Source organism: Microbacterium thalli (assembly GCF_028737325.1).
Lineage (GTDB): Bacteria > Actinomycetota > Actinomycetes > Actinomycetales > Microbacteriaceae > Microbacterium > Microbacterium thalli.
The window spans coordinates 1,173,637-1,195,869 of record NZ_JAQZCH010000001.1 but is presented as its reverse complement, the minus strand read 5'-3'; the positions used below and the strand labels follow the sequence as shown (position 1 = coordinate 1,195,869).

At 70.5% G+C, this 22,233-nt stretch carries 23 protein-coding genes and 3 tRNA genes; 7 read left to right on the top strand and 19 right to left on the bottom strand.

The window, feature by feature from the left end; translation table 11 throughout:
- Positions 1-131: 131 nt before the first annotated feature.
- Entirely contained in the window at positions 132-827 is a 696-nt protein-coding gene (locus PUW82_RS05840) for a GTP pyrophosphokinase (RefSeq protein ID WP_274221349.1), read from the top strand.
- Between the two features lie 24 nt (positions 828-851).
- On the opposite strand, the gene PUW82_RS05835 is transcribed toward PUW82_RS05840, so the two are convergent.
- From PUW82_RS05835 to PUW82_RS05810, 6 genes are all read right to left on the bottom strand, one after another.
- Positions 852-1,274, bottom strand: a complete 423-nt coding sequence (locus PUW82_RS05835) for an organic hydroperoxide resistance protein (RefSeq protein ID WP_274221348.1) — start codon at positions 1,272-1,274, stop codon at positions 852-854.
- Positions 1,271-1,756: a MarR family winged helix-turn-helix transcriptional regulator gene (locus PUW82_RS05830; RefSeq protein ID WP_274221347.1), complete on the bottom strand. Its 486-nt coding sequence runs from the start codon at positions 1,754-1,756 to the stop codon at positions 1,271-1,273. The genes PUW82_RS05835 and PUW82_RS05830 overlap by 4 nt, the downstream gene beginning before the upstream one ends.
- Before the next feature lie 92 nt (positions 1,757-1,848).
- Positions 1,849-2,745, bottom strand: a complete 897-nt coding sequence (locus PUW82_RS05825) for an SDR family oxidoreductase (protein WP_274221346.1) — start codon at positions 2,743-2,745, stop codon at positions 1,849-1,851.
- A gap of 42 nt (positions 2,746-2,787) precedes the next feature.
- The gene (locus PUW82_RS05820; RefSeq protein ID WP_274221345.1) at positions 2,788-3,675 is read right to left on the bottom strand and encodes an SMP-30/gluconolactonase/LRE family protein; all 888 of its coding nucleotides are present in this window, start codon (positions 3,673-3,675) and stop codon (positions 2,788-2,790) included.
- The gene (locus PUW82_RS05815) at positions 3,665-5,455 is read right to left on the bottom strand and encodes a glycoside hydrolase family 15 protein (RefSeq protein ID WP_274221344.1); all 1,791 of its coding nucleotides are present in this window, start codon (positions 5,453-5,455) and stop codon (positions 3,665-3,667) included. Before PUW82_RS05815 ends, PUW82_RS05820 begins: the two co-directional genes overlap by 11 nt.
- Positions 5,452-5,811, bottom strand: a complete 360-nt coding sequence (locus tag PUW82_RS05810) for a sugar ABC transporter ATPase (protein WP_274221343.1) — start codon at positions 5,809-5,811, stop codon at positions 5,452-5,454. Before PUW82_RS05810 ends, PUW82_RS05815 begins: the two co-directional genes overlap by 4 nt.
- Before the next feature lie 153 nt (positions 5,812-5,964).
- On the opposite strand from PUW82_RS05810, the gene PUW82_RS05805 reads away from it, so the two are divergent.
- Together PUW82_RS05805 and PUW82_RS05800 are read left to right on the top strand one after the other, a co-directional pair.
- The gene (locus tag PUW82_RS05805) at positions 5,965-6,900 is read left to right on the top strand and encodes a DUF368 domain-containing protein (RefSeq protein ID WP_274221342.1); all 936 of its coding nucleotides are present in this window, start codon (positions 5,965-5,967) and stop codon (positions 6,898-6,900) included.
- 63 nt (positions 6,901-6,963) lie between these two features.
- Positions 6,964-8,283 carry a cytochrome P450 gene (locus tag PUW82_RS05800; RefSeq protein ID WP_274221341.1) on the top strand — a complete coding sequence of 440 codons (1,320 nt, stop codon included), beginning with the start codon at positions 6,964-6,966 and terminating at the stop codon, positions 8,281-8,283.
- A 525-nt stretch (positions 8,284-8,808) separates the two neighbouring features.
- On the opposite strand, the gene PUW82_RS05795 is transcribed toward PUW82_RS05800, so the two are convergent.
- The 5 genes from PUW82_RS05795 to PUW82_RS05775 form a co-directional block, all read right to left on the bottom strand.
- A tRNA-Met gene (locus PUW82_RS05795) sits at positions 8,809-8,882 on the bottom strand.
- A gap of 34 nt (positions 8,883-8,916) precedes the next feature.
- Positions 8,917-8,988: transfer RNA gene (locus tag PUW82_RS05790), tRNA-Thr, on the bottom strand.
- A gap of 63 nt (positions 8,989-9,051) precedes the next feature.
- Positions 9,052-10,350, bottom strand: a complete 1,299-nt coding sequence (locus tag PUW82_RS05785) for a peptidoglycan DD-metalloendopeptidase family protein (protein ID WP_274221340.1) — start codon at positions 10,348-10,350, stop codon at positions 9,052-9,054.
- Between the two features lie 139 nt (positions 10,351-10,489).
- A complete protein-coding gene (locus PUW82_RS05780) occupies positions 10,490-11,287 on the bottom strand; it encodes an inositol monophosphatase family protein (RefSeq protein ID WP_274221339.1) in 798 nt (265 codons plus the stop codon).
- 44 nt (positions 11,288-11,331) lie between these two features.
- Positions 11,332-12,177, bottom strand: a complete 846-nt coding sequence (locus tag PUW82_RS05775) for a hypothetical protein (protein WP_274221338.1) — start codon at positions 12,175-12,177, stop codon at positions 11,332-11,334.
- A 114-nt stretch (positions 12,178-12,291) separates the two neighbouring features.
- Between PUW82_RS05775 and PUW82_RS05770 the strand changes: the two genes are divergently transcribed.
- Together PUW82_RS05770 and PUW82_RS05765 are read left to right on the top strand one after the other, a co-directional pair.
- Complete coding sequence (locus PUW82_RS05770; protein ID WP_274221337.1) at positions 12,292-13,566, top strand: sensor histidine kinase; 1,275 nt, start codon at positions 12,292-12,294, stop codon at positions 13,564-13,566.
- 13 nt (positions 13,567-13,579) lie between these two features.
- The gene (locus PUW82_RS05765) at positions 13,580-14,248 is read left to right on the top strand and encodes a response regulator transcription factor (protein ID WP_274221336.1); all 669 of its coding nucleotides are present in this window, start codon (positions 13,580-13,582) and stop codon (positions 14,246-14,248) included.
- A gap of 102 nt (positions 14,249-14,350) precedes the next feature.
- Here PUW82_RS05765 and PUW82_RS05760 read toward each other — a convergent pair.
- Positions 14,351-14,432 (bottom strand) — tRNA-Tyr (locus PUW82_RS05760).
- A 109-nt stretch (positions 14,433-14,541) separates the two neighbouring features.
- Positions 14,542-15,033, bottom strand: a complete 492-nt coding sequence (locus tag PUW82_RS05755) for an FBP domain-containing protein (RefSeq protein ID WP_274221335.1) — start codon at positions 15,031-15,033, stop codon at positions 14,542-14,544.
- Between the two features lie 85 nt (positions 15,034-15,118).
- Between PUW82_RS05755 and PUW82_RS05750 the strand changes: the two genes are divergently transcribed.
- Positions 15,119-15,607, top strand: coding sequence for a YajQ family cyclic di-GMP-binding protein (locus PUW82_RS05750; RefSeq protein WP_274221334.1), 489 nt, complete (start codon positions 15,119-15,121; stop codon positions 15,605-15,607).
- On the opposite strand, the gene PUW82_RS05745 is transcribed toward PUW82_RS05750, so the two are convergent.
- From PUW82_RS05745 to PUW82_RS05720, 6 genes are all read right to left on the bottom strand, one after another.
- Entirely contained in the window at positions 15,594-16,595 is a 1,002-nt protein-coding gene (locus PUW82_RS05745; protein ID WP_274221333.1) for an alpha/beta hydrolase, read from the bottom strand. The two genes, PUW82_RS05750 and PUW82_RS05745, sit on opposite strands and share 14 nt — an antisense overlap.
- 67 nt (positions 16,596-16,662) lie before the next feature.
- A complete protein-coding gene (locus tag PUW82_RS05740; RefSeq protein ID WP_274221332.1) occupies positions 16,663-17,028 on the bottom strand; it encodes a hypothetical protein in 366 nt (121 codons plus the stop codon).
- Between the two features lie 63 nt (positions 17,029-17,091).
- Positions 17,092-18,465, bottom strand: coding sequence for an FAD-dependent oxidoreductase (locus PUW82_RS05735; RefSeq protein WP_274221331.1), 1,374 nt, complete (start codon positions 18,463-18,465; stop codon positions 17,092-17,094).
- A 50-nt stretch (positions 18,466-18,515) separates the two neighbouring features.
- Positions 18,516-19,571, bottom strand: coding sequence for a polyprenyl synthetase family protein (locus tag PUW82_RS05730; RefSeq protein WP_274221330.1), 1,056 nt, complete (start codon positions 19,569-19,571; stop codon positions 18,516-18,518).
- A 48-nt stretch (positions 19,572-19,619) separates the two neighbouring features.
- Positions 19,620-20,357, bottom strand: coding sequence for a bifunctional demethylmenaquinone methyltransferase/2-methoxy-6-polyprenyl-1,4-benzoquinol methylase UbiE (gene ubiE, locus PUW82_RS05725; protein ID WP_274221329.1), 738 nt, complete (start codon positions 20,355-20,357; stop codon positions 19,620-19,622).
- Positions 20,354-20,899, bottom strand: a complete 546-nt coding sequence (locus tag PUW82_RS05720; RefSeq protein ID WP_337994545.1) for a DUF402 domain-containing protein — start codon at positions 20,897-20,899, stop codon at positions 20,354-20,356. The genes ubiE and PUW82_RS05720 overlap by 4 nt, the downstream gene beginning before the upstream one ends.
- Positions 20,900-20,924: 25 nt before the next feature.
- On the opposite strand from PUW82_RS05720, the gene PUW82_RS05715 reads away from it, so the two are divergent.
- A complete protein-coding gene (locus PUW82_RS05715) occupies positions 20,925-22,214 on the top strand; it encodes an isochorismate synthase (protein WP_274221327.1) in 1,290 nt (429 codons plus the stop codon).
- Positions 22,215-22,233 lie beyond the last annotated feature (19 nt).

The window sequence follows — 22,233 nt, the reverse complement described above, 5'->3', positions numbered from 1 at the left end:
CTGGGCGAGGCGGGTCGGGACGGTTCATGGTAACGCCGGGTCCCGACATCCGCCGGGTCGAGGTTGCGCCCCCGGCGAACGGCGAGCGTGCTCACAGCGGGCGCTGACCCGATGTCGCTACCGTCGGACTCATGACGACCGGCAGCGCCGTTCCCCCGCTCTCCGTCACCGACGGGCTGCAGAACTTCTCCCCGCAGGAGCTGCGCAGCCTCCGGGACGAGTTCCAGCAGTTCCTGCTCGAGTACCGATTCGGGATGCAGGAGATCGAGACCAAGCTGCAGATCCTGCGCGACGAGTTCCAGCAGCTGCACGACTACAACCCGATCGAGCACCTCTCGAGCCGGCTGAAGTCCCCCGACAGCATCGTCGAGAAGGTGGTGCGCAAGGGCGTCGAGCCCGAGTTCGCCGCGATCCGCGACAGCATCACCGATATCGCCGGCGTGCGGGTGACGTGCAGCTTCACGCAGGACGCCTATCGCCTGTTCGACCTGCTCACCGCGCAGGACGACGTCGAGGTCGTGCTTGTGAAGGACTACATCGCCGAGCCGAAGCCCAACGGCTACAAGAGTCTGCACGCGATCGTGCAGGTGCCCGTCTTCCTCTCCACCGGCCGGCTGATGGTTCCGGTCGAGGTCCAGTTCCGCACCATCGCGATGGACTTCTGGGCGAGCCTCGAGCACAAGATCTACTACAAGTTCGCCTCGAACGTCCCGGCCGAACTGCTCACGGAGCTCAAGGATGCCGCGCAGACGGCGTCCGAGCTCGACGCGAAGATGGAGCGGCTGCACCGCGAGGTGCGTCAGCGTCCCCGCGTCGTGCGCATCTGAGCGCGCGGCGCGGGGACGCGGGGATCAGTCCTCGGAGACCGTGATCTCGACGGGGATGTTGCCGCGGGTGGCGTTCGAGTACGGGCACACCTGGTGGGCGGCATCCGCCAGCTTCTGCGCGACGTCGCGCTCGACGCCCGGCAGGACGACCTCGAGGACGACCGAGAGGGTGAAGCCGCCGGCATCCGTGGGGTGGATCTGCACCTGGCCGCCGACGGCGGAGTCGGTGACGTCGACCTTCTCGGTGCGCGCGACCATCTGCAGCGCGGAGTGGAAGCAGGCGGCGTATCCTGCCGCGAACAGCTGCTCGGGGTTCGATCCGTTGCCCGATCCGCCCATCTCCTTCGGGATGGCCATGTCGAGGTCGACGCGGCCGTCGGTGCTGCGGACGTGGCCGTTGCGGCCGGCTCCGGTCGACAGGGCTTCGGCGGTGTAAAGGGCGCTCATGCGTGCTCCTTCTTCTTCTCGGGGGTGGTCCGGGCGGCGGGTGCCGTCCGCGCGTCGGCGGCGGTGTCGCGCATGCCGTCGGCGAGATGGGTGAGGGCGGTGATCAGCTCGCGCGCGCCGTCGGGCGTGATGCCCATGCCCGACGCGATGCACGCCGGCACGTGCGCGAGGTCGGCGCGCAGCTGCCGTCCGCGGTCGGTGAGCGACACGGTGACGACGCGCTCGTCGTCGGCGGTGCGTGTCCGTTCGACGAGACCGTCGCGGCCCATGCGTCGCAGCAGCGGCGACAGCGTGCCCGAGTCGAGGTCGAGCGCATCGCCGAGGTCGCGCACGCTGCGGCCGTCGCGGCTCCACAGCAGCACGAGCACGAGGTACTGCGGATAGGTCAGCCCGTGCGGTTCGAGCAGCGCGGCATACGCCTTCGTCGTCGCACGCGACGCGGCGTACAGCGAGAAGCACACCATGTGCTGCGTGGGTTCCATACTTCGACTGTACACAATTAGGTTGTGCACAATCAATAGGGCCGGGCAACGCCCCCGGAGCGCAAGCGCGACTCCGGGGGCGCGGGTCGCCGTCAGGGCGTGGGCATGCCGCCGTTGACGTTGAGCGTCTCACCGGCGACGTAGCTCGACTCCGCCGACGCGAGGAACACGTACGCGGGCGCGAGCTCCGCGGGCTGACCCATGCGTCCGAGCGGCGTCTCCTCGCCGAAGCTCTCGATCTTCTCCTGCGGCTGTCCGTCGCTCGGCTGGAGCGGCGTCCAGATGGGGCCGGGAGCGACCGCGTTGACGCGGATGCCCTGCGGCGCCAGCTGCTGCGCGAGAGCCTTAGTGAAGGTGTTGATCGTGGCCTTCGTCGAGGCGTAGTCCACGAGCGTCTCGGACGGCGAGTAGGCCTGGATCGACGTCGTGTTGATGATCGACGCGCCCGCGGGCAGGTGCGGCAGCGCGGCCTTGGTGATCCAGAACATGGCGTAGACGTTCGTCTTGAACGTGTCGTCGAACTGCTCGTCCGTGAGGTCGGCGAGCGTCTCCTGGAAGATCTGCTTGCCGCCGTTGTTGACGAGGATGTCGATGCCGCCGAGCGCCGAGACGGTGTCGGCCACGAGCGACCGGCAGTACTCGGGATCGCGCAGGTCACCCGGCAGCTGGGCGACGGTGACGCCCGCTTCCTTCAGGATGCCGGCGATGCGCTGGGCGTCCTCCTCCTCCTGAGGCAGGTACGAGATGGCGACATCGGCGCCCTCGCGAGCGAACGCAATGGCCGTGGCCGCGCCGATGCCCGAGTCGCCGCCGGTGATGAGGGCCTTGCGCCCCGTGAGCCGGCCGCTGCCGCGGTAGCTCTCCTCACCGAGGTCGGCCTTCGGCGTGAGGTCGGCGTCGAGTCCGGGCTCCGCCATGTGCTGCTTCTCGGGCTCGATGTCCGAGTAAAGCTCGGCGGGGTTGACGAAGGTGTACTGATCGCGGGACATGGTGTCTCCTTCCGTTGGTCTTCCTGGGGGTGGTGGTGCGGCTCAGTCGGTGGACGATGAGCCGAAAGTGTGGACGCCGCGTCCGGCGACGCCGAGCGAGAGCCGGAAGATCCCACCCGAGAGCGGATGCTGCTGCAGCTGCTCCTCGGTCAGGTTCTCGCGCGCCGAGCCGACGAGGAGGATGTCGTGCTCCGGTCCGACGAAGGCGACGGAGGTGAGGTTCGGCACGGGCAGCGCGATCTCGCCGATCAGGTCGCCGGCGGCATCCCATCGTCCGATCGAGCCTTCGCCGTAGAAGGCCGACACGAACGATCCGTCGCTCGCACGCGAGAGCCCGTCGCTCGGACGGCCGACGAGGAACGGCTCGAGCTCGCCCAGCTCGCCGTCGGGACCGTACGAACCGCGGTAGACCGTGGTCGTGGCGGTGTCGGTGACGTACATCATCCGCGCATCGTCCGACCACTCCATGCCGTTCGCGACACCGAATCCGCCGCCGAGGACGCGCACGTCGCCGTCGATGCCGACCGACCACACGGTGGCATCGGCGTCGTCGGCGGTCAGCTCCATCCCCCCGACGATGAACCGGCCGAAGGGATCGACCTTGCCCTCGTTCAGCCGCATGCCGTCGTGGCGGTGGCGCAGCGACGCGAGCTCGCGCTCGATGCGGCCGCCGTCGTCCAGCAGCACGATGCTGTCCTTCAGCGCCGCCACGTAGCCGCCTCCCGGGGCGGGTTGCACGGCGGAGACGGGCGGCGGCAGCTCGACGACCCGGTCGTCGCTGCCGTCCACGGCGCCGTCGAGGCGACCGCGGTGCAGCAGGCCGGCCGTGATGTCGACCCACACCACTTCGTCGGTGCGCTCGTCCCACCAGATGCTCTCGACCAGCACGGCGCGCGTGTCGCGGAACACGCTCACGTTCTCATCTGTCACGAAGGGCCTCCTCGGGGACGACGTCGCGGATGGTCAGCACCGTCGCGATGAACGCGAGGTGGCTCAGCGCCTGCGGGGTGTTGCCCCAGGCGGTGCCGTCATCGGCGTCGATCATCTCGGCGTAGATGCCCACGTCGTTGGCCATCCCGACGAGCTGGTCGACGAGGTCGAGCGCCTCGTCGTGGCGTCCGACGCATGCGAGAGCCTCGGCACGCCAGAACGCGCACGCCACGAACGTCTTCTCTTCGCGGTCGACCCCGCTGTAGCGGTAGAGCAGCGGGCCCGCGCCGAGATCGGCGGTGAGGGCGTCGATCGTCGACGACATCCGCTCGCCGCGGTCGAAGCCGGTGGGAGCGTGCAGCAGCACGGACGCATCGAGCTCGTCGGTGCCGGGGTAGAACACGTACGCGGCGCGTTCGTCGGACCAGCAGTTCTCGTCAATCCAGAGCCGGATGCGTTCACGCTCGGCCTTCCAGCGCTCGGCGCTGCCGGGGATGGCCCCGGACTCGGCGAGCGCGACCGCGTCGTCGAGCGCCTTCCAGCAGCCCATCTTCGACGACGTGTAGTGCCGCTCCTCCGGCAGCTCCCACATGCCCGAGTCGGGGTTGCGCCACAGATCGCACGTGCGGTCGGCGAGCCCGGCGAGCATCCGCCCCGTGCCGATGTCGAGGACGTTGCCGGCGTCGACATACGTCCGGCAGATCGCCATCAGGTCGCCGTAGACGCCCAGCTGCAGCTGCTGCCGCGCGGGGTTCCCGGTCACCACGGGAGGGATGCGGCCCCATCCCGGCACGGGATACTCGCGCGCATCCGGGACGAGCGCCCCGTCGAGCGTGTACATGACGTGCAGCTCGGGGCCGTGCTCGCGGATCGTCCGCAGCATCCACGACAGCGCGGCGTGGGTCTCTTCGCGCAGACCGAAACGGACGAGGGCGTGAGCGGTATAGGCGAGGTCGCGGACCCAGGCGAACCGGTAGTCCCAGTTCTTGCCGCCCGCGGGGTTCTCGGGCAACGAGGTCGTCGCTGCGGCCGCGATCGCTCCGGTCGGGCTGAAGATCAGCAGTTTCAGCGCGAGTGCGCTGCGCTGGATGCGTTCGGCCCAGGGTCCCTCGTACGAGAAGACCTCCGACCAGTGGCGCCAGTTGTCGATCGTGCGGTCGATACCGATGTCGACCTTGTGCGGGTCGGGCAGGTGCAGCGGCTCGTCATGCGTCGCGGCGAGCGCGATGAGGTGGCGCGAGTCGGGCTGCGTCGTGAACGCTCCCGTCAGGCGCGGCCCGCGCGTGCCATCCGGGTCCGGCTCGTTCGGGCCGTGGTCGAAGCCGACGACCACGAGCGCCGTCTTGCCGCTGCGGACGACATCACCGTGCTGGGTGCGCTCGATCCAGGGCGCCGCCGTGGTCAGCGACGTGCCCGGATGGATGCGCCACGCCATCTCGACCTCGCCGTCGAGACCGTCGATGCGGCGGGCGAGCTCGGCCCACGGCATCCGTCCGGCCACCCCCGACACCATTGCGTCGGTGACGCGCACCGATCCGGCAGCGGTGGTGAACGTCGTCTCGAGGACGTTGGTGTCGGGCACGTAGCGGCGCGTCGTCTCGAATGCGTCGACCGGGGCGAGCTCGAGGCAGCCGCCGGTGTCGCGATCGAGCAGACGCGCGAAGATCGGCGTGTTCGTCAGCTCGGGCAACGGCAGCCAGTCGATGCTGCCGTCGAGTCCGATCAGGGCGACGGTGCGTCCGTCGCCGATCGGTGCATACGACTCGATGCCGGCGGTCACAGATCCACGTCGGACAGGTCGCCCTCGCCGTCCTCGCCGAGCTCGGCGACGATGGGGTCGTCACCCTGCGACTCGGGCTGCAGACCGCTCGAGGGCTGGTCGTCGGCGGGGATCTCGTCGGTGTCGTCGGCGAGGTGCGCGGGGTCGTCGCCGGTCGCGGTGGCGACGTCGAGCTCGGCCGGGTCGACGCCCGCGTCGAGCGCCTCATCGATCGCGTCGGTGCGGTCCCACTCCTGCTGGGCCGGGTCGAGCGACGGGTCGCCCTCGCTGGTCGCATCGCCATCGCGCAGCGGCTGGATGCCGGCATCCTCGGCTGCGGTGGGGCGGGCCAGGTCGTCGTTGAATGCGTTGGACATGACTCCACCCTCAGCCGCGTCGCCGATTCCGTCGAGCCACTTGCGAGTGCTCGAGACGCGAGGTATCGCGAGGTGCCGGTGCGGCTCTCGGGGTTCACCCGGGTGGAGGTCGGTAGCGTGAAGGACTCCGTTCGCTCCACCCGGAGGTCCCCCGTGCCTTTCGCCCGCATGCTGCTCGACACCGGTCGCGGCGCCCTCATCGGCACCGTCGAGATCATCCCGGGGGTGAGCGGGGGCACCGTCGCGTTGATCGTCGGTGTCTACGAGACCCTCATCGACTCGGCAGGGCACCTCGCGCGAGGCGTCGCCGCGACGGTCGTCGACGGTGTGCGGGGGCGCGGATTCGCGCGGGCGCGTCGCGAATTGAGCGCCGTCCGCTGGTCGGTCGTGCTGCCGGTGGGCATCGGGATGATCACCGCCGTGCTCGTCGCCTCGGCTGTGCTGGCCCCGCTCATCGAGGCCGAGCCGGTCGCATCGCGGGCCCTGTTCGCCGGCCTCATCCTCGCATCGCTCGTCGTGCCCATCCGCATGGTCGGCGGCCGGTGGCGCCCCCGCGAATACGGTGTGGCCGCACTCGGCGCGATCGCAGGTCTCGCGCTGACCAGCCTGCCGCAGGTCGATCCGCTCGAGCCGCCGCTGCCCGTGGTCGCGCTCGCGGCCGCGTTCGCCGTCTGCGCTCTGGTCGTCCCCGGCGTCTCAGGATCGTTCGTGCTGCTGGCGGTCGGGATGTACGCGCCGACCCTGGCCGCCGTCAACGAGCGTGACCTCGCGTACCTCGGCGTCTTCATCCTGGGGGCGATGGTCGGTCTCGGCCTCTTCGTCTCGGTGCTGCAGTGGCTGCTGACGCACCGCCGCCGCGTCGTGCTCGCGACGATGACGGGCCTGATGATCGGTTCCCTCCGCGCGCTCTGGCCGTGGCAGGAGGGCGGCAGCATCCAGGCTCCCGGCCCCGATCTCGTGCCCGCGCTGCTTCTCGTCGCGCTGGGCGCCGCCGTCGTCGGCGGGGTGCTGCTCGTGGAGTCGATCGCCCTCAAGCGCGCCGCGCGACGATGGGATGCCGGTGCCCTCGACCCCGCCGGCAACAGCTAGCACACGGCGCGGCGATCCGCCTCCCCCTCGGACCGACCGCCCCCGCGTGCGACCGTGGAGGGCATGACGTCATCGATCACCGCTGCCGCCCGCACGTTGCGAGACGACTCGCCTCAGATCCTGTTGCGCGGCTACGGCTTCGGTGAACGCATCTGGAAGCGCGTGCGCGCGGGGGCACGATCGGCGCCGATGGGCCTTCTCGGCGACCCGACGATCTTCGTCCGAGGGGCGGAGGGCGTGGAGCTGTTCTACGACGAGAGCCGCATCCGCCGGCACGGCGCGATGCCTGGCATCGTGCAGGAGACCCTGTTCGGCCACGGCTCGGTGCACAGCCTCGACGGCGACGAGCACCGTCATCGCAAGGCGACGTTCCTCGACGTCGCGTACGAGGACGCGCAGGTCGAGCGCCTGCGTCCGCTGCTCGAGCACGAGTGGCGCGTCGAGCTCGACGCGTGGATCTCGGGAGGCGAGAGGTCGGCGTACGACGCGGCCGTCGGCGCGTTCGGCCGAGCCATCATGCGCTGGGCGGGGCTGCCCGGCACCGCAGCCGCCAAGACGCGATGGGCGGGGCGCCTGGCGCAGATCGTCGACGGCTTCGGCGTGCCCTACTCCCCCGAGTACGCCCTCGCCTGGCTGAACCGCAGCTGGTCGGACCGGCATGCCCAGCACCTCGTCGAAGCCGTCCGCGACGGCGACCTCGACCCAGCCGAGGGCACCGCACTGAAGGAGTGGGCGTGGCACCGCGATCGCGGCGGCGTGCTGCTGTCGGCACGCCTGGCCGGCATCGAACTGCAGAACAGTATGCGCCCGATGATCGCCGTCGCGCGTTTCGTCGCGTTCGCGGCGAAGGAGCTGCACGACCGACCCGAGTGGCGTGAGCGCATCGCGACCGAGACCCGTGAGCGCGGAACGCTCATCGACGGCCCGCTCGCCGTGGCGTTCGCCCAGGAGATCCGCCGGACGGCCCCGTTCGTCCCGATGCTGCCGGGACGGGCCGTGGCCGACATCGAGCTCGATGGCCAGAGCGTCGCCGCCGGCGGGCGCGTCGTGCTCGACATCCTCGGGACGAACACCGACGACGTGTCCTGGGAGCGGGCGGACTCGTTCGATCCCGAGCGCTTCGTCGGCATCGACGACTACGAGGCGCTCCCCGCGTTCATCCCGCACGGCGGCGCCGATCCCGCCACCGGACACCGCTGCCCCGGCGAGAAGCTCGCGATCGCGGGCCTCGCGGCGGCGATCGCTGCACTCAGCCACCCGGGTGTCACGATCCTCGACGAGGGCCTCGAGGTGAACCGGCGTCGGCTCCCCACGAAACCCGCTTCGGGAGGGGTCGTGCGGCGCGCCGACGAGGGCGCGCGGTGTCCGTTCCACCGCCGCTGACGCCGCCGCGATCCGGCCCGGTCGGCTGTTTTGTCCCCCGAAGTACCGACTCGACGGGGGTGTCGAAAGGCCGTAGCGTCGATGTCAGCAGTCGACGATCTCCCCCGGATCGCAGAACGCCCCGCATCCTCGGATGGCGGGGCGTTCTGGTTGTGGAGCCACCGCGGATGCCGCGCCGCGGCGTCATCCGTTCGGATGAAATCGGGGTGCCTGTTTGCGGCTCGACGGCCACCGGTGAGTCATTCTCGAGCCTCGGAAGCGCCTTCTGATCAGGCTCTTTCTGCTCGCATTGCTCGCGAGGACCGTCGACGGCGCGTTATGCCACCGGCGGCACAATGATCGCGTCGGGTGCGTACCAGCGCTGCTGGGGAGCAGGGCGGGCCTGCTCGACCCGCGGCCGCGAGCGATTGTCCTCGTCTCGTGCCCGACATGCGCCCGGGGCTCTGGAGGGGCCCCGGGCGCCTCGCTGTCCGCGACGCATTCCGAAAACGACAAACCCCCGGCAGAACCGGGGGTTTGTTTCTGTAGCGGGAGCGGGGCTTGAACCCGCGACCTCACGATTATGAGTCGTGCGCTCTCACCAACTGAGCTACCCCGCCACACGGCATCCGGCGTGAGCCGAGAGATGCTGCGAGCCCCGAGTCAGGATTGAACTGACGACCCCTTCCTTACCATGGAAGTGCTCTGCCACTGAGCTATCGGGGCGTGCCACCCGCAAGCGGGCAACTAGAAGAGGATACCATCTCGGCGACCTCGGAACGAATCAGGTCAGCTGCCGGCGTGCTCCTGCAGCCAGGCGATCGGATCCACCTGCGTGGTGCCACCCAGCAGCACCTCGAGGTGCAGGTGCGCGCCGGTCGACTTGCCGGTGCTGCCGACCTTGCCGATGACCTCACCGGGCTCGATGGTCTCGCCGACCTTCACGTTGAGCGAGCCGTACTGCATGTGCCCGTACCGGGTCGAGACGAGCTCGCCGTTGATGGTGTGGTCGATGACGACGGTCACGCCGTAGTCGCCGCCGGCCTCGGTGGCGATGCGCACGGTTCCGCCGGCGACGGCATGGATGTCGGCACCAGCACCCGGGGTCAGGTCGACGCCGCGGTGCGGGCGCGAGAACTCCGACAGGTACGACACCGACCCGAAGGCGGCCGAGATCGGGACGCCGACCGGGAAGGGCCACTGGATCTCGGCGTTCGGATCGTTGACCCAGGTGCCCGCGAAGTTCGTCACGCCGGAGTCGGCGGCGATCTCCGACACCGAGGTGACATCGAAGGCGTCGCTGCGGTCGAAGGTCACGCCTGTGGCCGAGGAGGACACGAAAGCCTGGATCTCTTCGGGCTCGACGCTCGCGGCGGGACGAGCCGTCTCGGCCGTGATGTCGCGGCCGGTGTCTCCGGATGCGAAGACCACGGCGGCGGGGCTGGTCAGGCCGACCGAGAGCAGGCCCACGGCGGCGACAGCGGTCATCGAGACGGAGGCCGCCGCCATGCGCTTGCCGACGTTGCGCAGTCGCCGGCGCGGGGTCGCGACCTCGCGCGCCTCCTGCTCGACGATCGCCTCGGCGGCGACCTGGACGGGCGTCTGCGCGGTGAAGGAGAACAGCCGCGCGGCGAACTCGAACTCATCGACGACGCGGTCATCGGGCAGCGGAGCGGCCGGCGGGATATCGGATTCGACCCCGGCGCTCGGCTCATCGGGCTCGACCGCGGCGGGGCCGAAGGACTCGCCGGGGGACGACGTGGTCTCGGGCTCCTGCGCGCGTTCGCGGCGGCGCCGCGACGGGGTCACGAGCTGGGGGCCCGCGTGGGCGTCGGTGTCGACGACCGTCAGGACGAGTTCCTCGTCGACCGCGTCAGCGGCGGGAGCAGCAAGGTCGGGCTCGGGCTCGACGGACGCGGTGTTCGCGACGTCCGATGCGGGCGCGGCGGCGACCTTCGCGGCCAGCTCGGCCTCGGCTCGCAGCCGGCGCCACTGCGCACGGGTGAGGCCGTCGGGCGCTCCGAGGGAGGGTTCCCCGGTCGAGGGACGCGAAGTCGCGGCCTCGGTGGGAGCGGTCTCAGAAGTCAAATCGCAGGCTCTCGGAAATAGCGCGCGCGGGTAGCGCGACGGATACAAACCGGGTGGCGTTCGTCTCGCTTCGCTCGGGTGACGAAGATAACGAACAGGTAAACACTAACGAGTCGCGGCTGAGAATGCGATCTACGCGTCAGGATTCGTGGAAAAGCCGCTCCGCCAGGCGGCTGTGGAGCGCGGGCGACGCGGCGATGGTCATCGTCCGCCCGGGGCGCTCCCCCGGCATGCCCGTCACGTCACCGCCGGCTTCGCGCACGAGCAGCGCGCCCGCGGCGTGGTCCCAGGGCTGCAGACCGCGCTCGACGTACCCATCGAGTCGTCCGGCGGCGACATAGGCGAGGTCGAGCGACGCCGCTCCGGCGCGACGGATGTCGCGGGCAACCGGCATGATGCGCCCGAGCCGCGCCAGATCGCCGGCGTGCGTGGCGGGGTCGTATCCGAAACCGGTGGCCAGCAGCGCACCGGCATCCGTCGGCTCCGACACCTGCAGGCGCGTCTCGGCGAGCCAGGCGCCCTCTCCCGCGCGCGCGTGGAACAGCTCGTCGACGGCCGGCGCGTACACGACTCCGACGAGGGCTTCCCAGGTCTGCGGGTCGGGTTCGCCCTCGACGACAGCGATGCTCACGGCGTAGTGCGGGATGCCGTAGGCGTAGTTCACGGTGCCGTCGATCGGGTCGACGACCCACGTCAGCCCGCTCGCACCCCGCTCAGCGCCGGACTCCTCGCCGAGGAAGCCGTCGTCGGGCCGCGCGGTGGCGATACGGTCGCGGATCAGCAGTTCGACCTCGCGGTCGGCTTCCGTGACGATGTCGGCGAGCGCCGACTTCGTGGCCGCGATCGCGACACCCTCGCCGCGTCGACGACGCGCGAGCTCACCGGCCTCGCGCGCGATGTCGATGGCCAGGTCTGCGAGCTCTCGGGCATCCACCATGCCTCAACGCTACGGGGTGCGCCCCCGGCCCGGGGGCAGATGCGTCAGCGTGGCGCCGTGGGCTGGTTCGGAAGGGGCGGGGGCGGCGGGTATCCCTGGTAACCCTGCGCCGCCGGCTGCGAGGAAGCATGGAGCTGCGGAGGCGCATACCCGTGGGGGTAGCTCGGGCGCCCGGTGTAGTACGCCTGCCAGTCGGGCGAGCCGTCCGGAAGCACCGGGAGGGGCGTGCGCCCGTCCGCGTAGGTCGGCCACGCGGGCGCGACGGGCTTGCGGGAACGCGGCATCAGCAGCGCGTTGACCAGCGGCACGAGCGCGGTTCCCACGGCCGCGAGGATCGTCAGCGCCACGACGACCCGCCAATAGATCGGCAGGAAGGTGAAGTGGTCCTCGACGATCAGCGGGACGATGAGCATCACGGCGACGATCGCGACGAAGGCGATCGTGACGTACGTGACGATCGAGAGGAACGTGGTCGGGTTGCGCGCATACGCCTTGGTGAACAGCCGCAGGTGCAGCAGTGCCAACTGCAGAATGAGCACGATCAGCAGGAATCGCAGGAACCGTTCGTAGCCCCATCCGAAGTCCTCGACCGGGCGCGGCAGCCAGATCATGACAGCCCCGACGAGCAGCACGACGACCCAGGCGACCATGCTCGTGAGCGAGAACCAGGCAGGGCGCCGCGCGGCGAGGTGCGATTCGAGGATCGCGATGCCGGCGAAGCCCGCGAGCAGCAGCACGGTGAGGAAGGCGCGCGCGACGATGCCGGTGCCGGAGCCGATGAGCACCCACACGACGCAGACGATCGCCGCGGCGATCAGCGCTCCGATCGCCACCCAGATCGCGGCGCGCAGCAGCTTGTTCGACTCCGGAGACGTGATGGGCTGAGTCATCGACGGTGTTCCTTCCGCGTGGGTGCTCTCATCCTGGCACGCGCTCTCGACCCGCGTGGGGTCGTTGCCCGCGTCTCGTCCGTGGGAGGCCACGGCTGCTGAGAGGATGCTGAGGTGAAGCCACCTCGAGAGCCCGGCGTCGGGTTCGATGCGTCCGCCACGCGGACCTTCTTCCGCACCCGCCGTGCGGCGGCCATCTTCGCCGTGATCGTCTCGGTGATGACGACGCTGCAGGTGCTCGCGACGCCCATCACGGCCTTGATCGGCGGCTTCACCGACTGGCCTTGGGATTTCCCGCTGCCGCTGCTGTTCGCGGCTCTCACGGCGGGATGCGTCGCGCAAGCCGGCGCGCTGCTGCTCAGCGACCGGTGGCCGCGGACGGCCGTCGCCGCGACCGTCGCCGTGTACCTCGTGTTGCTCATCGCATTCGCGATCCCGAACTGGCTCGTGGGCATGTATCTCGTGGTCGCGCTCGCGCAGTTCCTGCTGGCGAGCCGCGTCTCCCCGACCGCGGCGATCGTCTGCGGCGTGCTGGTCGTCGTGGTCGCCATGGGGACCCTCGTGGTCTGGGCCGCGTTCTACATCGGCGAGATCGGCGAGGCGGTGAACTACACCGTGAACCAGTTCTTCGGCTTCACCGCCCCCGTGCTCGGGGCCACGGCTCTCGGCATCTGGTGGGGAGCGCAGGTGCGACGGGTCACACTTGCCCGCGAGCAGGCGGAACTCGCCCGCCAGGAGCACGACGCACGGGTGGTCGACGCACGGGAACGTGAGCGCGCGCGCATCGCGCAGGAACTGCACGATGTCGCCGGCCAGCACCTCGCCGGCCTCGTGACGCTCGCCGATGCGGCGATCTCGCTCGCCCCGGCGCGCCCCGAAGAGGCGATCCGGTTGGTCGGAGAGGTGCGCAACGAGGGCCGGTTCGCTGCGGCGAGCCTTTCCGGTGCGCTGAGCGACCTGCACGCAGACGCCGCCGCCCCCACGGAGACCACACGTGATCTGCGCCGCGCGGCGGAGCTGGTGGAGTTCTGGTCGCAGCGTGGCATGCCGGTGTCGTTCGACGCATCCGGTCCCGTCACCGACCTGCCCGCCGTCGTCTCGACCACCGCCTACCGTGCGCTTCAGGAAGCGCTCACCAACGCGGCCAAGCACGCGCCCGGCGCTCCCGTGACCGTCACGGTGTCGGCTGGTCCGGACGATCTCGTGGTGCGGATCGGCAACGAGGCGCCCCGACGCGATACGGCCCCCGTTCCGGGGCTCGACCTCGGCTGGGGACTGCGGGGCATGCGCGAGCGCGTGGAGCTGCTGCGGGGCACACTGTTCGCAGGGCCGACGCCGACCGGCGGATGGGACGTGCGGATCACGATCCCGATCGACCCGATCGCCTGAGAGGGAGAACGGCATGAATCGTCCGGCCGAGCGCATCCGCGTTCTGATCGCCGACGACAATCGTGCCGTCCGCCGCGGCCTGCGCCTGCAGCTCGAGGGGGCCCCCGGCATCCTCGTCGCCGGCGAGGTGTCCAACGGAATCGACGCCGTCCACGTGGCCCGAGCCGAACGAGCCGACGTCGTCCTGATGGACATCCAGATGCCGCAGATGTCGGGCTTGGCTGCGACGCGCGTGCTGGCCCGCCCCGACGACGGGCACCGCCCGATAGCCGTCATCGTCATGACCAGCTATGCCGTCGACGGCTACGTCAGCGAAGCGCTCGACTCCGGCGCCGTCGGATACCTGCTCAAGAGCCACGACTCCGACCAGCTCGTCGGCGCCATCTACGCCGCCGCGCGCGGCGAAGCACTCGTGTCCTCGCGCGTGACCGCCCCGCTCCTGCGCGAGTTCGTACGCCGAGGCGGCGTCCCCGCCGACCCCGAAGGCAGCGCCCTGCTGACGTCCGCCGAACGCCGCGTCATCTCCGTGCTCGCCGGGGGCGTCACGAGCAACGAGGGCATCGCCGAGACGCTCCAGGTCTCGGTGCACACCGTCCGGTCGCAGCTGCACTCCGCGCTCAAGAAGCTCGACCTCGCCGACCGCACCCAGCTCGCGCTCTGGGGAGCACGCAACCGGATCTGACCTGGCCGCTTCATCCATTCGGATGAAAGTCGCCCGCGGATTCCGAGCCCGTCGCCACGAACGAGAAGGGCCCCCGCTGAAACGGGGGCCCTTCTCCAGAAGTGGCGAGTGAGGGATTCGAACCCCCGAATGCAATGCAGTCTGATTTACAGTCAGATCCCTTTGGCCGCTTGGGTAACTCGCCAGTGCGCACCTGCCCGGCTTATCCAGTCGACCAGAGGCGCGAGAACCCATATTACCCCCGGTGAAGCCGTGCTCCGAACCACCGTTCGGGCGAACCGGATGCCGCTGCGTCAGGCCTCGTCGCTCACGATCCGCTCGACGAAGGCGAGCGCGCGGTGCCGCGTGCCGTCGATGCGGCGGTCGACGCTCGCGCGCATCTCGCTCGGCGCGAGCGGAGCCGCGATCCGCACGTTCTCGTGGCAGCCGAGGTCGGCGCAGAGGTACGTGCCGACCGCATCGCCGCGGTCGCCGGCATCCCCCGCCTTGCGTGCGGTGAACAACGCCACCTGATCGCCGGGCTGCATCGTGTGGCAGATGTTGCACATCGCCGCGCGCGCTGCGCTGCGTCCGTCGGCCCGGCGCAGCACGACACCCGTCGGTGCGCCGTCGAGCTCGGCCACGACATACGCGCGTCCGCGCGTGCGCGGGTCGGGCCAGGCGAGGAAGTCGAGATGGTCCCACTCGACGATCGGGAAGTCGTGAGGGAGAGCGAGCTGCCGCACCTCGTCGGGAACGGCGTTGACGAAGGTGGAGCGGACCTGGTCCTCGGTCAGTGCCTGCATGGATTCCAGTCTACGAAGCGCTCCGACGTCGGGCTCCGACGCTCCCGACCCGGCGGCTCGGGGGCCGCGCGGTTAGACTCTCGGCATGGCAGATTCCTCGTTCGACATCGTCAGCAAGATCGATCGCCAAGAGGCCGACAACGCGCTCAATCAGGCCCGCAAGGAGGTCGAGCAGCGGTACGACTTCAAGGGCACCGACGCGTCTATCGACTGGTCGGGCGAGTCGATCCTCATCAAGGCGAACTCCGAGGAGCGCGCGAAGGCAGTGCTCGACGTCTTCCAGACGAAGCTGATCAAGCGCGGCATCTCGCTGAAGAGCCTCGACTCGGGTGAGCCGACCGCCTCGGGCCGCGAGTACCGCATCGTCTCGACGCTGAAAGAGGGCATCTCGTCGGAGGATGCCAAGAAGATCAGCAAGATGATCCGCGACGAGGGTCCCAAGTCGATCAAGTCGCAGATCCAGGGCGACGAGCTGCGCGTGCAGTCGAAGTCGCGCGACGACCTGCAGGAAGTGCAGCGGATGCTGAAGGCCGCCGACCTCGACGTCGACCTGCAGTTCGTCAACTACCGGTAATCCCCCGGCCGCGCTCGAGCCCGGCGAGAAACGACACCAGCGCGGCGCCCGCCTGGGCGCGTGCGGGCTCGGCCGAGAGGAACACGTCGTGGATCGCGCCGTCGATCCGCGCGATCGTGACGGTCGCGGCGATGCGTGTCGCGGCGCGGGCGATGTCGTCGACGACGAGCACCGAGTCGGTCGAGGTCATCGCGTCGTTCCAGCGCAGCGGTGAGGTCGACCGCGCCGAGAGCAGCACGAGGGTCGGGCATCCTACGTCGACGCCCGCGGCGATGCGGGCATGGCCGGCGATGATCGCGGCGAGCCACGCCGGATGGGTCGGGAACCCCCGGGCCGGGCGCCAGCCGTCCGGGGCCTGCGGCAGAGTGCCGAGCCTTCGCTGGGCGGCGGTATAGAAGCCGAAGTCGACGGCGGGATGCGCGCCGCGCGGGTCGAACCGCGCACGCACCTCGACCAGCGGCGCGACCGCTTGCCGTCCCACCGGCCCCAGCTGGAACTCGAGCCACGGACTGTTCAGGATGACGGCGGCCGCACGTCCCGGGTGCCGCGCGGCCCACAGCGTGAGGATCAACCCACCGGTGCTGTGCCCGAGCAGCACGAGGCGTCTCCCCTGACGTTCGGTGTCCATCACCGCGAGAGCGGCCGCGATGTCCTCGTCGTACACGTCGAGCGACGTGACGTATCCGCGTGCCTGCCCGGGGCGGATGCTGCGCCCGTACTTGCGCAGATCGAGGGCGTGGAAGCGGGCGCCGCGGTCGGTGAACAGTCGCGCGAGGTCGGCCTGGAAGAAGTAGTCCGACCAGCCGTGGACGTAGAGCACGTCGACGTCGCGCCACGGGCCGAACAGCCGCAGCCCGGGATGCGGCATCGACCGCACGATCGTCGCGACGACATCTCCCTCGTCGTCGGTGCCGAGCGGAAGGGTCGCCCGCTCGAACCCGGGCCCGAGCAGATCGGGCTCCCACGTCACCTCGTCGCGCCGCTCCATGCCGTCAGTCTCGCAGCCCGAGCGGGAATCCGGTGTGGTCGCCCAGCCGCGGAACGCGGGGGCGAGGTCAGCGGGCCGAGACGGCGTCCGATTCCTCCGAGAGGTCGTCGCCGAAGAAGGCGTTGGACTTCGTCTCGAGGAAGGCGCACAGCGCCGACACCATCGCGAGCTCGGTCGACAGTCGCAGTGCCCCGCCGGCGTCCAGGCGCAGCTCGGTCTCACGCGGCTCGAAGGTGATGCGCCACTTGTTGCCACCGGGCACGTCGGGCTCGATGTAGGTCACGGTCTGCGCGTTCATCATCGTGATGCCCACGAGGCCGGTGTCACGGCCGAGGCTGCCGTCCTGCGGGATGACCTTCACCGCGAGGGAGTAACCGAACTGCTGGAACTCGTCGATCCATGCGTCGAGAGTCTGCTTGCTGCGGAAGGGCATCGGTGGATCGTCTCCGTCGTGCGGCAGACGTCTGCCGTCTCACAGATTGTACGGTGTCAAACGTCACTCGCCGCGCGAAATGGCGACCATCTCGTCGCGGTCCACGACCTTCACGCGAGCGCGCTCGGCCGGAGCACCCAGTGCGATCTCGTGCTGGTCGAGGCGGTGCCATCCGTCGAGGTCGGTCCAGGCCACGCCACGCTGCGTCAGCAGGTCGATGACGCCCTGCTCCGACGGGTCGGCGGGCTGCCACCACGACCCCTGGTCGTTGATGACGTGGCGGACGGTCTCCATCGCGTCGGACTTCGTGTGGCCGATGAGCCCGACGGGTCCGCGCTTGATCCAGCCGGTCGCGTAGACCCCGGGCACGCGCTCGTTCGAGTCCTCGTGCAGCACCTGGCCCTCCTGGTTCGGGATCACTCCGTGGGTCGCGTCGAAGGGGACCCCCGGCAGCGGCGAACCGAAGTAGCCGACGGCGCGGTACAGGCCCTGCAGCTCGACCTCGCGCAGCTCGCCGGTGCCCTCGACACCGCCCTCGCCGTCCGGTCGCGTCCGCTCGTAGACCAGCGCGGCCACCCGCCCGGCGGCATCCGTCTTGACCTCGACCGGCTTGGCATAGAAATGCAGGTGCAGTCGGCGCGATGCCTCGCCTCCGGCACCGTTGGCGCTCAGACGCTGACGCCACGACTGCAGCACGCGGTCGATGACCATGACCTGCTTGTTCGAGGCGATGGCGGCCTTCGAGCCCTCGTCGTAGTCGAAGTCCTCGTCGTAGACGACGAGGTCGACGTCGCGCAGCTCACCGAGCTCGCGCAGTTCGAGCGGGGTGAACTTCACCTGCGCCGGACCCCGGCGACCGAAGACGTGCACATCGGTCACAGCCGACGCACGCAGCCCCTGGTAGACGTTGTCGGGGATCTCGGTGACGAGCAGGTCGTCGGCGTGCTTGGCCAGCACGCGGGCGACATCGAGCGCGACGTTGCCGTTGCCGATGACGCCGACGGATGCCGCATCCAGCGGCCACTCGCGCGGGAAGTCGGGGTGCCCGTCGTACCAGCTGACGAAGTCGGCCGCGCCGTACGAGCCTTCGGCGTCGATGCCGGGGATGTCGAGATCGGCGTCGCGGATCGCGCCGGTGGCGAAGATGACGGCGTTGTAGTGGTGCTTGAGATCGTCGAGGGCGATGTCCTCCCCGAAGCGCACGTTGCCGAACATCCGGATCTGACCGCTGTCGATCACATCGCGCAGGGCGTTGATGATCCCCTTGATGCGCGGGTGGTCCGGGGCGACGCCGTAACGGACGAGGCCGTAAGGCGCCGGCAGGTGGTCGAACAGGTCGATCGAGACGTCGAACTTGCGCTCGGCCTTCAACAGCAGATCCGCGGCGTAGATGCCGGCGGGTCCGGCGCCGACGATGGCCAGCCTGAGCTTGGTCATAGGTGTTCCTCGTTCCTGGTCGCGCCCGTACGCGGACGCAGCGGGGCAGATCAGCTGGCGCGGTCGACGACGACCTCGGCGAACCGGGTCAGAGCGTCGCGCACGGCTCCGGCGGGGAGCGGCTCGAGCGCGGCGACGGCGTCGTCGGCCCACTGCTCGGCGAGCCGTCGGGTCTGGGCGGTGACGTCATGGTCGCGCAGGCGCGCCAGCGGCTCGTCGAGGATTGCGGGGTCCGCGCCTTCGGCGATCGCCGAGACGCCGTCGTCGATGGTCTGGGCCAGGGCACGCGACGCGTCGTCGCTCGCCCGCGTGAGGAGCAGGTACGGCATCGTCGGGACGCCGGCGCGCAGATCGGTGCCGGGGACCTTGCCGGTCGCCTCGGGGTCTGCGGAGAGATCGATGACGTCATCGAGCAGCTGGAAGGCGACGCCGGCCTTCTCGCCGAAGGTCAGCAGCGGCTCGGCGAGCTCCTCCGGACCGTTCGAGAACAGCACGCCCACCTGCGCCGCCGCGGCGATGAGCGAGCCGGTCTTGTCGGCGAGCACCTGGATGTAGAAGTCCACCGGATCGTCACCGGGCTGCGCGCCGATGGTCTCGTGCATCTGACCGAGGACGAGTCGCTCGAACGTGTCGGCCTGCAGCCGGATCGCCCGCTCGCCGATGCGCGCCATCAGCTGGCTCGCCCGCGAGAAGAGCAGATCTCCGGTCAGGATCGCGACGTTGTTGCCCCACACCGCGTGGGCGCTGGGCACCCCGCGACGCTTGTCGGCGCCGTCCATGACGTCGTCGTGGTAGAGCGAGCCGAGGTGCGTCAGCTCGAGCGCCGCCGCGCCCGCGAGGACGTCATCGGTCGCGCCGTCGCCGAGCTGGGCGGTGAGCAGCGCGAGCATCGGACGCAGCCGCTTGCCGCCCGCCTCGTAGAGATAACGGGTCTTCGCGTCGACCAGCGCGTCGCTGACGGTGAGCTCGTCGCCGAGGCGTTCCTCGACGCGCACGAGGCCCGCTTCGACCGTCGCGAGCAGCTTGCGGGTCCGGGGACCGGCGAAGATGCGCTCGGTCATGCCGAGGTGCTTCGCCAGCCGCGGCGCGGAGGGGCTCGATGTCACGAGGCCAGCCTACCGGCCGCCCGAGGGCACCGATCCGCCGCGGTCGGTTCAGGTAGCGGGCTTGACAGCGCGGTGCAGCGCCACGATCCCGAACGAGAGGTCGCGGTGGGCGACATCCGTCCATCCGGCTTCGCCGATCCATGCTGCGAGCGTGCGCTGGTCGGGCCAGTCGCGGATCGACTCGTTGAGGTAGTCGTACGCCTCGGCGTTCGAGCTCACGAAGCGCGCGACCACCGGCAGCACCCGGTCGTTGTAGAACCGGTAGAGCCCGGCGAAGGCGCGGGAGCGCGGGTGCGAGAACTCGCTGATGAGCAGGCGGCCGCCCGGCTTGGTCACGCGCAGCATCTCGGCCAGCGCCCGGCGCGGGTCGTTGACGTTGCGCAGCCCGAACGAGATCGTCACGACGTCGAACTCGGCGTCGGCGAACGGCAGCTGGGTCGCGTCCGCCTCGACGAACGACAGATTCGGGATGCCGCCCCCGGGCGACTCAGCGCCGTAGCGGCGAACGCCCTCGGCGATCATGCCGGGCGAGAAATCCGCGGCCACGACCTCGGCTCCGCTGCGTGCGAGCGACACCGAGCTCGCGCCCGTGCCGGCGGCGAGGTCGAGGATGCGCTCCCCGCGCTTCGGCGCGATGGCCCGCGTTGCGGCGATCCGCCACAGCCGGTCCTGGCCCAGGCTGAGGATGTCGTTGGTGCGGTCGTACGCGCCGGCGACCTGATCGAACATGCCGCTCACACGGGACGGGTCCTTGCCGAGATCGGCGCGGTTGGGCTCGCTGCTCACGGATCGAGTCTAGGCGCGGGAAGCTGCGCGAGGACGCCCAGCCACCGCTGCACCGACGCGTCGTCGAAGGGCGCGCGGTGCGCGGTGACCTCCGCCTCGAGCTCGACCGCACGTGCCTCCAGACGCGCCACGATGTCGGCGGGATAGCCGAAGGCCACGCGGTGCTCGTCCCACTCGTCGCGATCGTCGATCCAGATGCCGCGGGTCGCCGAATCGACGACGTCGAGGTCCATGTCGATTCCGGTCGGGTCGCCGCCCTCATCCCAGCGGGCGTCCCACGCAAGGTCGATGTAGACGCGGGTCGGATGCGGCGGGGCGTTCATCGTCAGCACCCAGTCCCCCGACGGCGGCAGCAGCATGACGCACGCGTGCTCGGCGACGAAGTCGCGCCCGGGCCGACTGCTGCGGTCTCCCGGCCGCTGACCGAACCATTCGCCGTGCTCGTCGTTGCCGAGGTAGACGCAGGCGTGCACCCAGTGGGTTCCGCCGTTCCACTTGCGCCAACGGAAGGTCACCGGGGTTCCGGGCGCGGGGCGGAGCATCACCCGCCGAGTCTAGGCTGGTCTGGTGAACGATTCTGCGCCCGCCGTCCGGCTGCGCGTGGTCACCCGCGAGGTCGATGCGATCGACGACGTCCTCGCCTACGCCGACCCGCACGACCCCCTCGTCTGGTCGCGTCGAGGCGACGCTCTCGCCGCGCGCGGACGTGCGCTGACGTTCTCTGCCGCAGCCGGTGGCGGCGGTGCCCGCGACATCGCGCGCTGGTGGCGCGAGGTGGTCGAGGCGGCCGACATCGACGACCCGGTCGGACTGCCGGGCAGCGGACTCGTCGCCTTCGGCGCGCTGCCGTTCGACCCGCGACCCGACGCACGCCGGCGCCCCGGGTCGGCGCCGGTCAGCTTCTCGGTCCCCCGCGTCATCGTCGGGCGGCGCGGCTCGCGCTCGTGGGTCACCGCCATCATCGCGGAGCCCGAGACGCCCCGCGCCGAGCTGCCCGATGTCGTCGGATACGGGCCGCACTGGTCCGCCACGGTCGGACCGGGAGCGCTGACCCCCGACGGGTACGAGCGCGCCGTGCGCGCCGGCATCGACGCGATCGCCGCGGGCGAGGTCGGCAAGGTCGTGCTCGCCCGCGATCTCGCGGGGACGGTTCCCGCCGACGCCGACCTGCGCCGACTCGTGCGAGCGCTCGGCTCGGGCTACCCCGACACCTGGAGCTTCGCCGTCGACGGGCTCATCGGGGCGAGCCCCGAGACGCTCGTGACGGTCTCGGGCGGCACCGTCACGGCGCGCGTGCTCGCCGGCACGATCGCCCGCGGCGCGGACGCCGACGCCGACACGGCGGCATCCCTCCGCCTCGCCACCAGCTCGAAGGACCTCGACGAGCACGGCTACGCAGTGCGCAGCGTGCTCGAGGCGCTGCGGCCGTCGACGTCGTCGCTCGTGGCCGGCGAGCAGCCGTTCATGCTCAAGCTGCCGAACGTCTGGCACCTCGCCACCGACGTCGAAGGCCGCCTCGACGCCGCGGCCTCCGCGCTCGATCTCGTCGCCGCACTGCACCCCACCGCCGCCGTCGCCGGCACACCCACGACGGCGGCCCTCGACGTCATCCGACGGCTCGAGCCCTTCGATCGCGGCCGCTACGCCGGTCCCGTCGGTTGGATCGACGCGAACGGCGACGGCGAATGGGCCATCGCGCTCCGGTGCGCGCAGTTCCACCTCAGCGACCGCGACGCGACCTCCCCCATCCCGTTCACCGCGTACGCGGGCGCCGGGATCGTCAACGCGAGCGACCCCGAGTCGGAGATGCTCGAGACCCGGGTGAAGTTCCGCCCGATCGTCGACGCCCTCGCGTGACACCTGCCCGCGCGTGCGG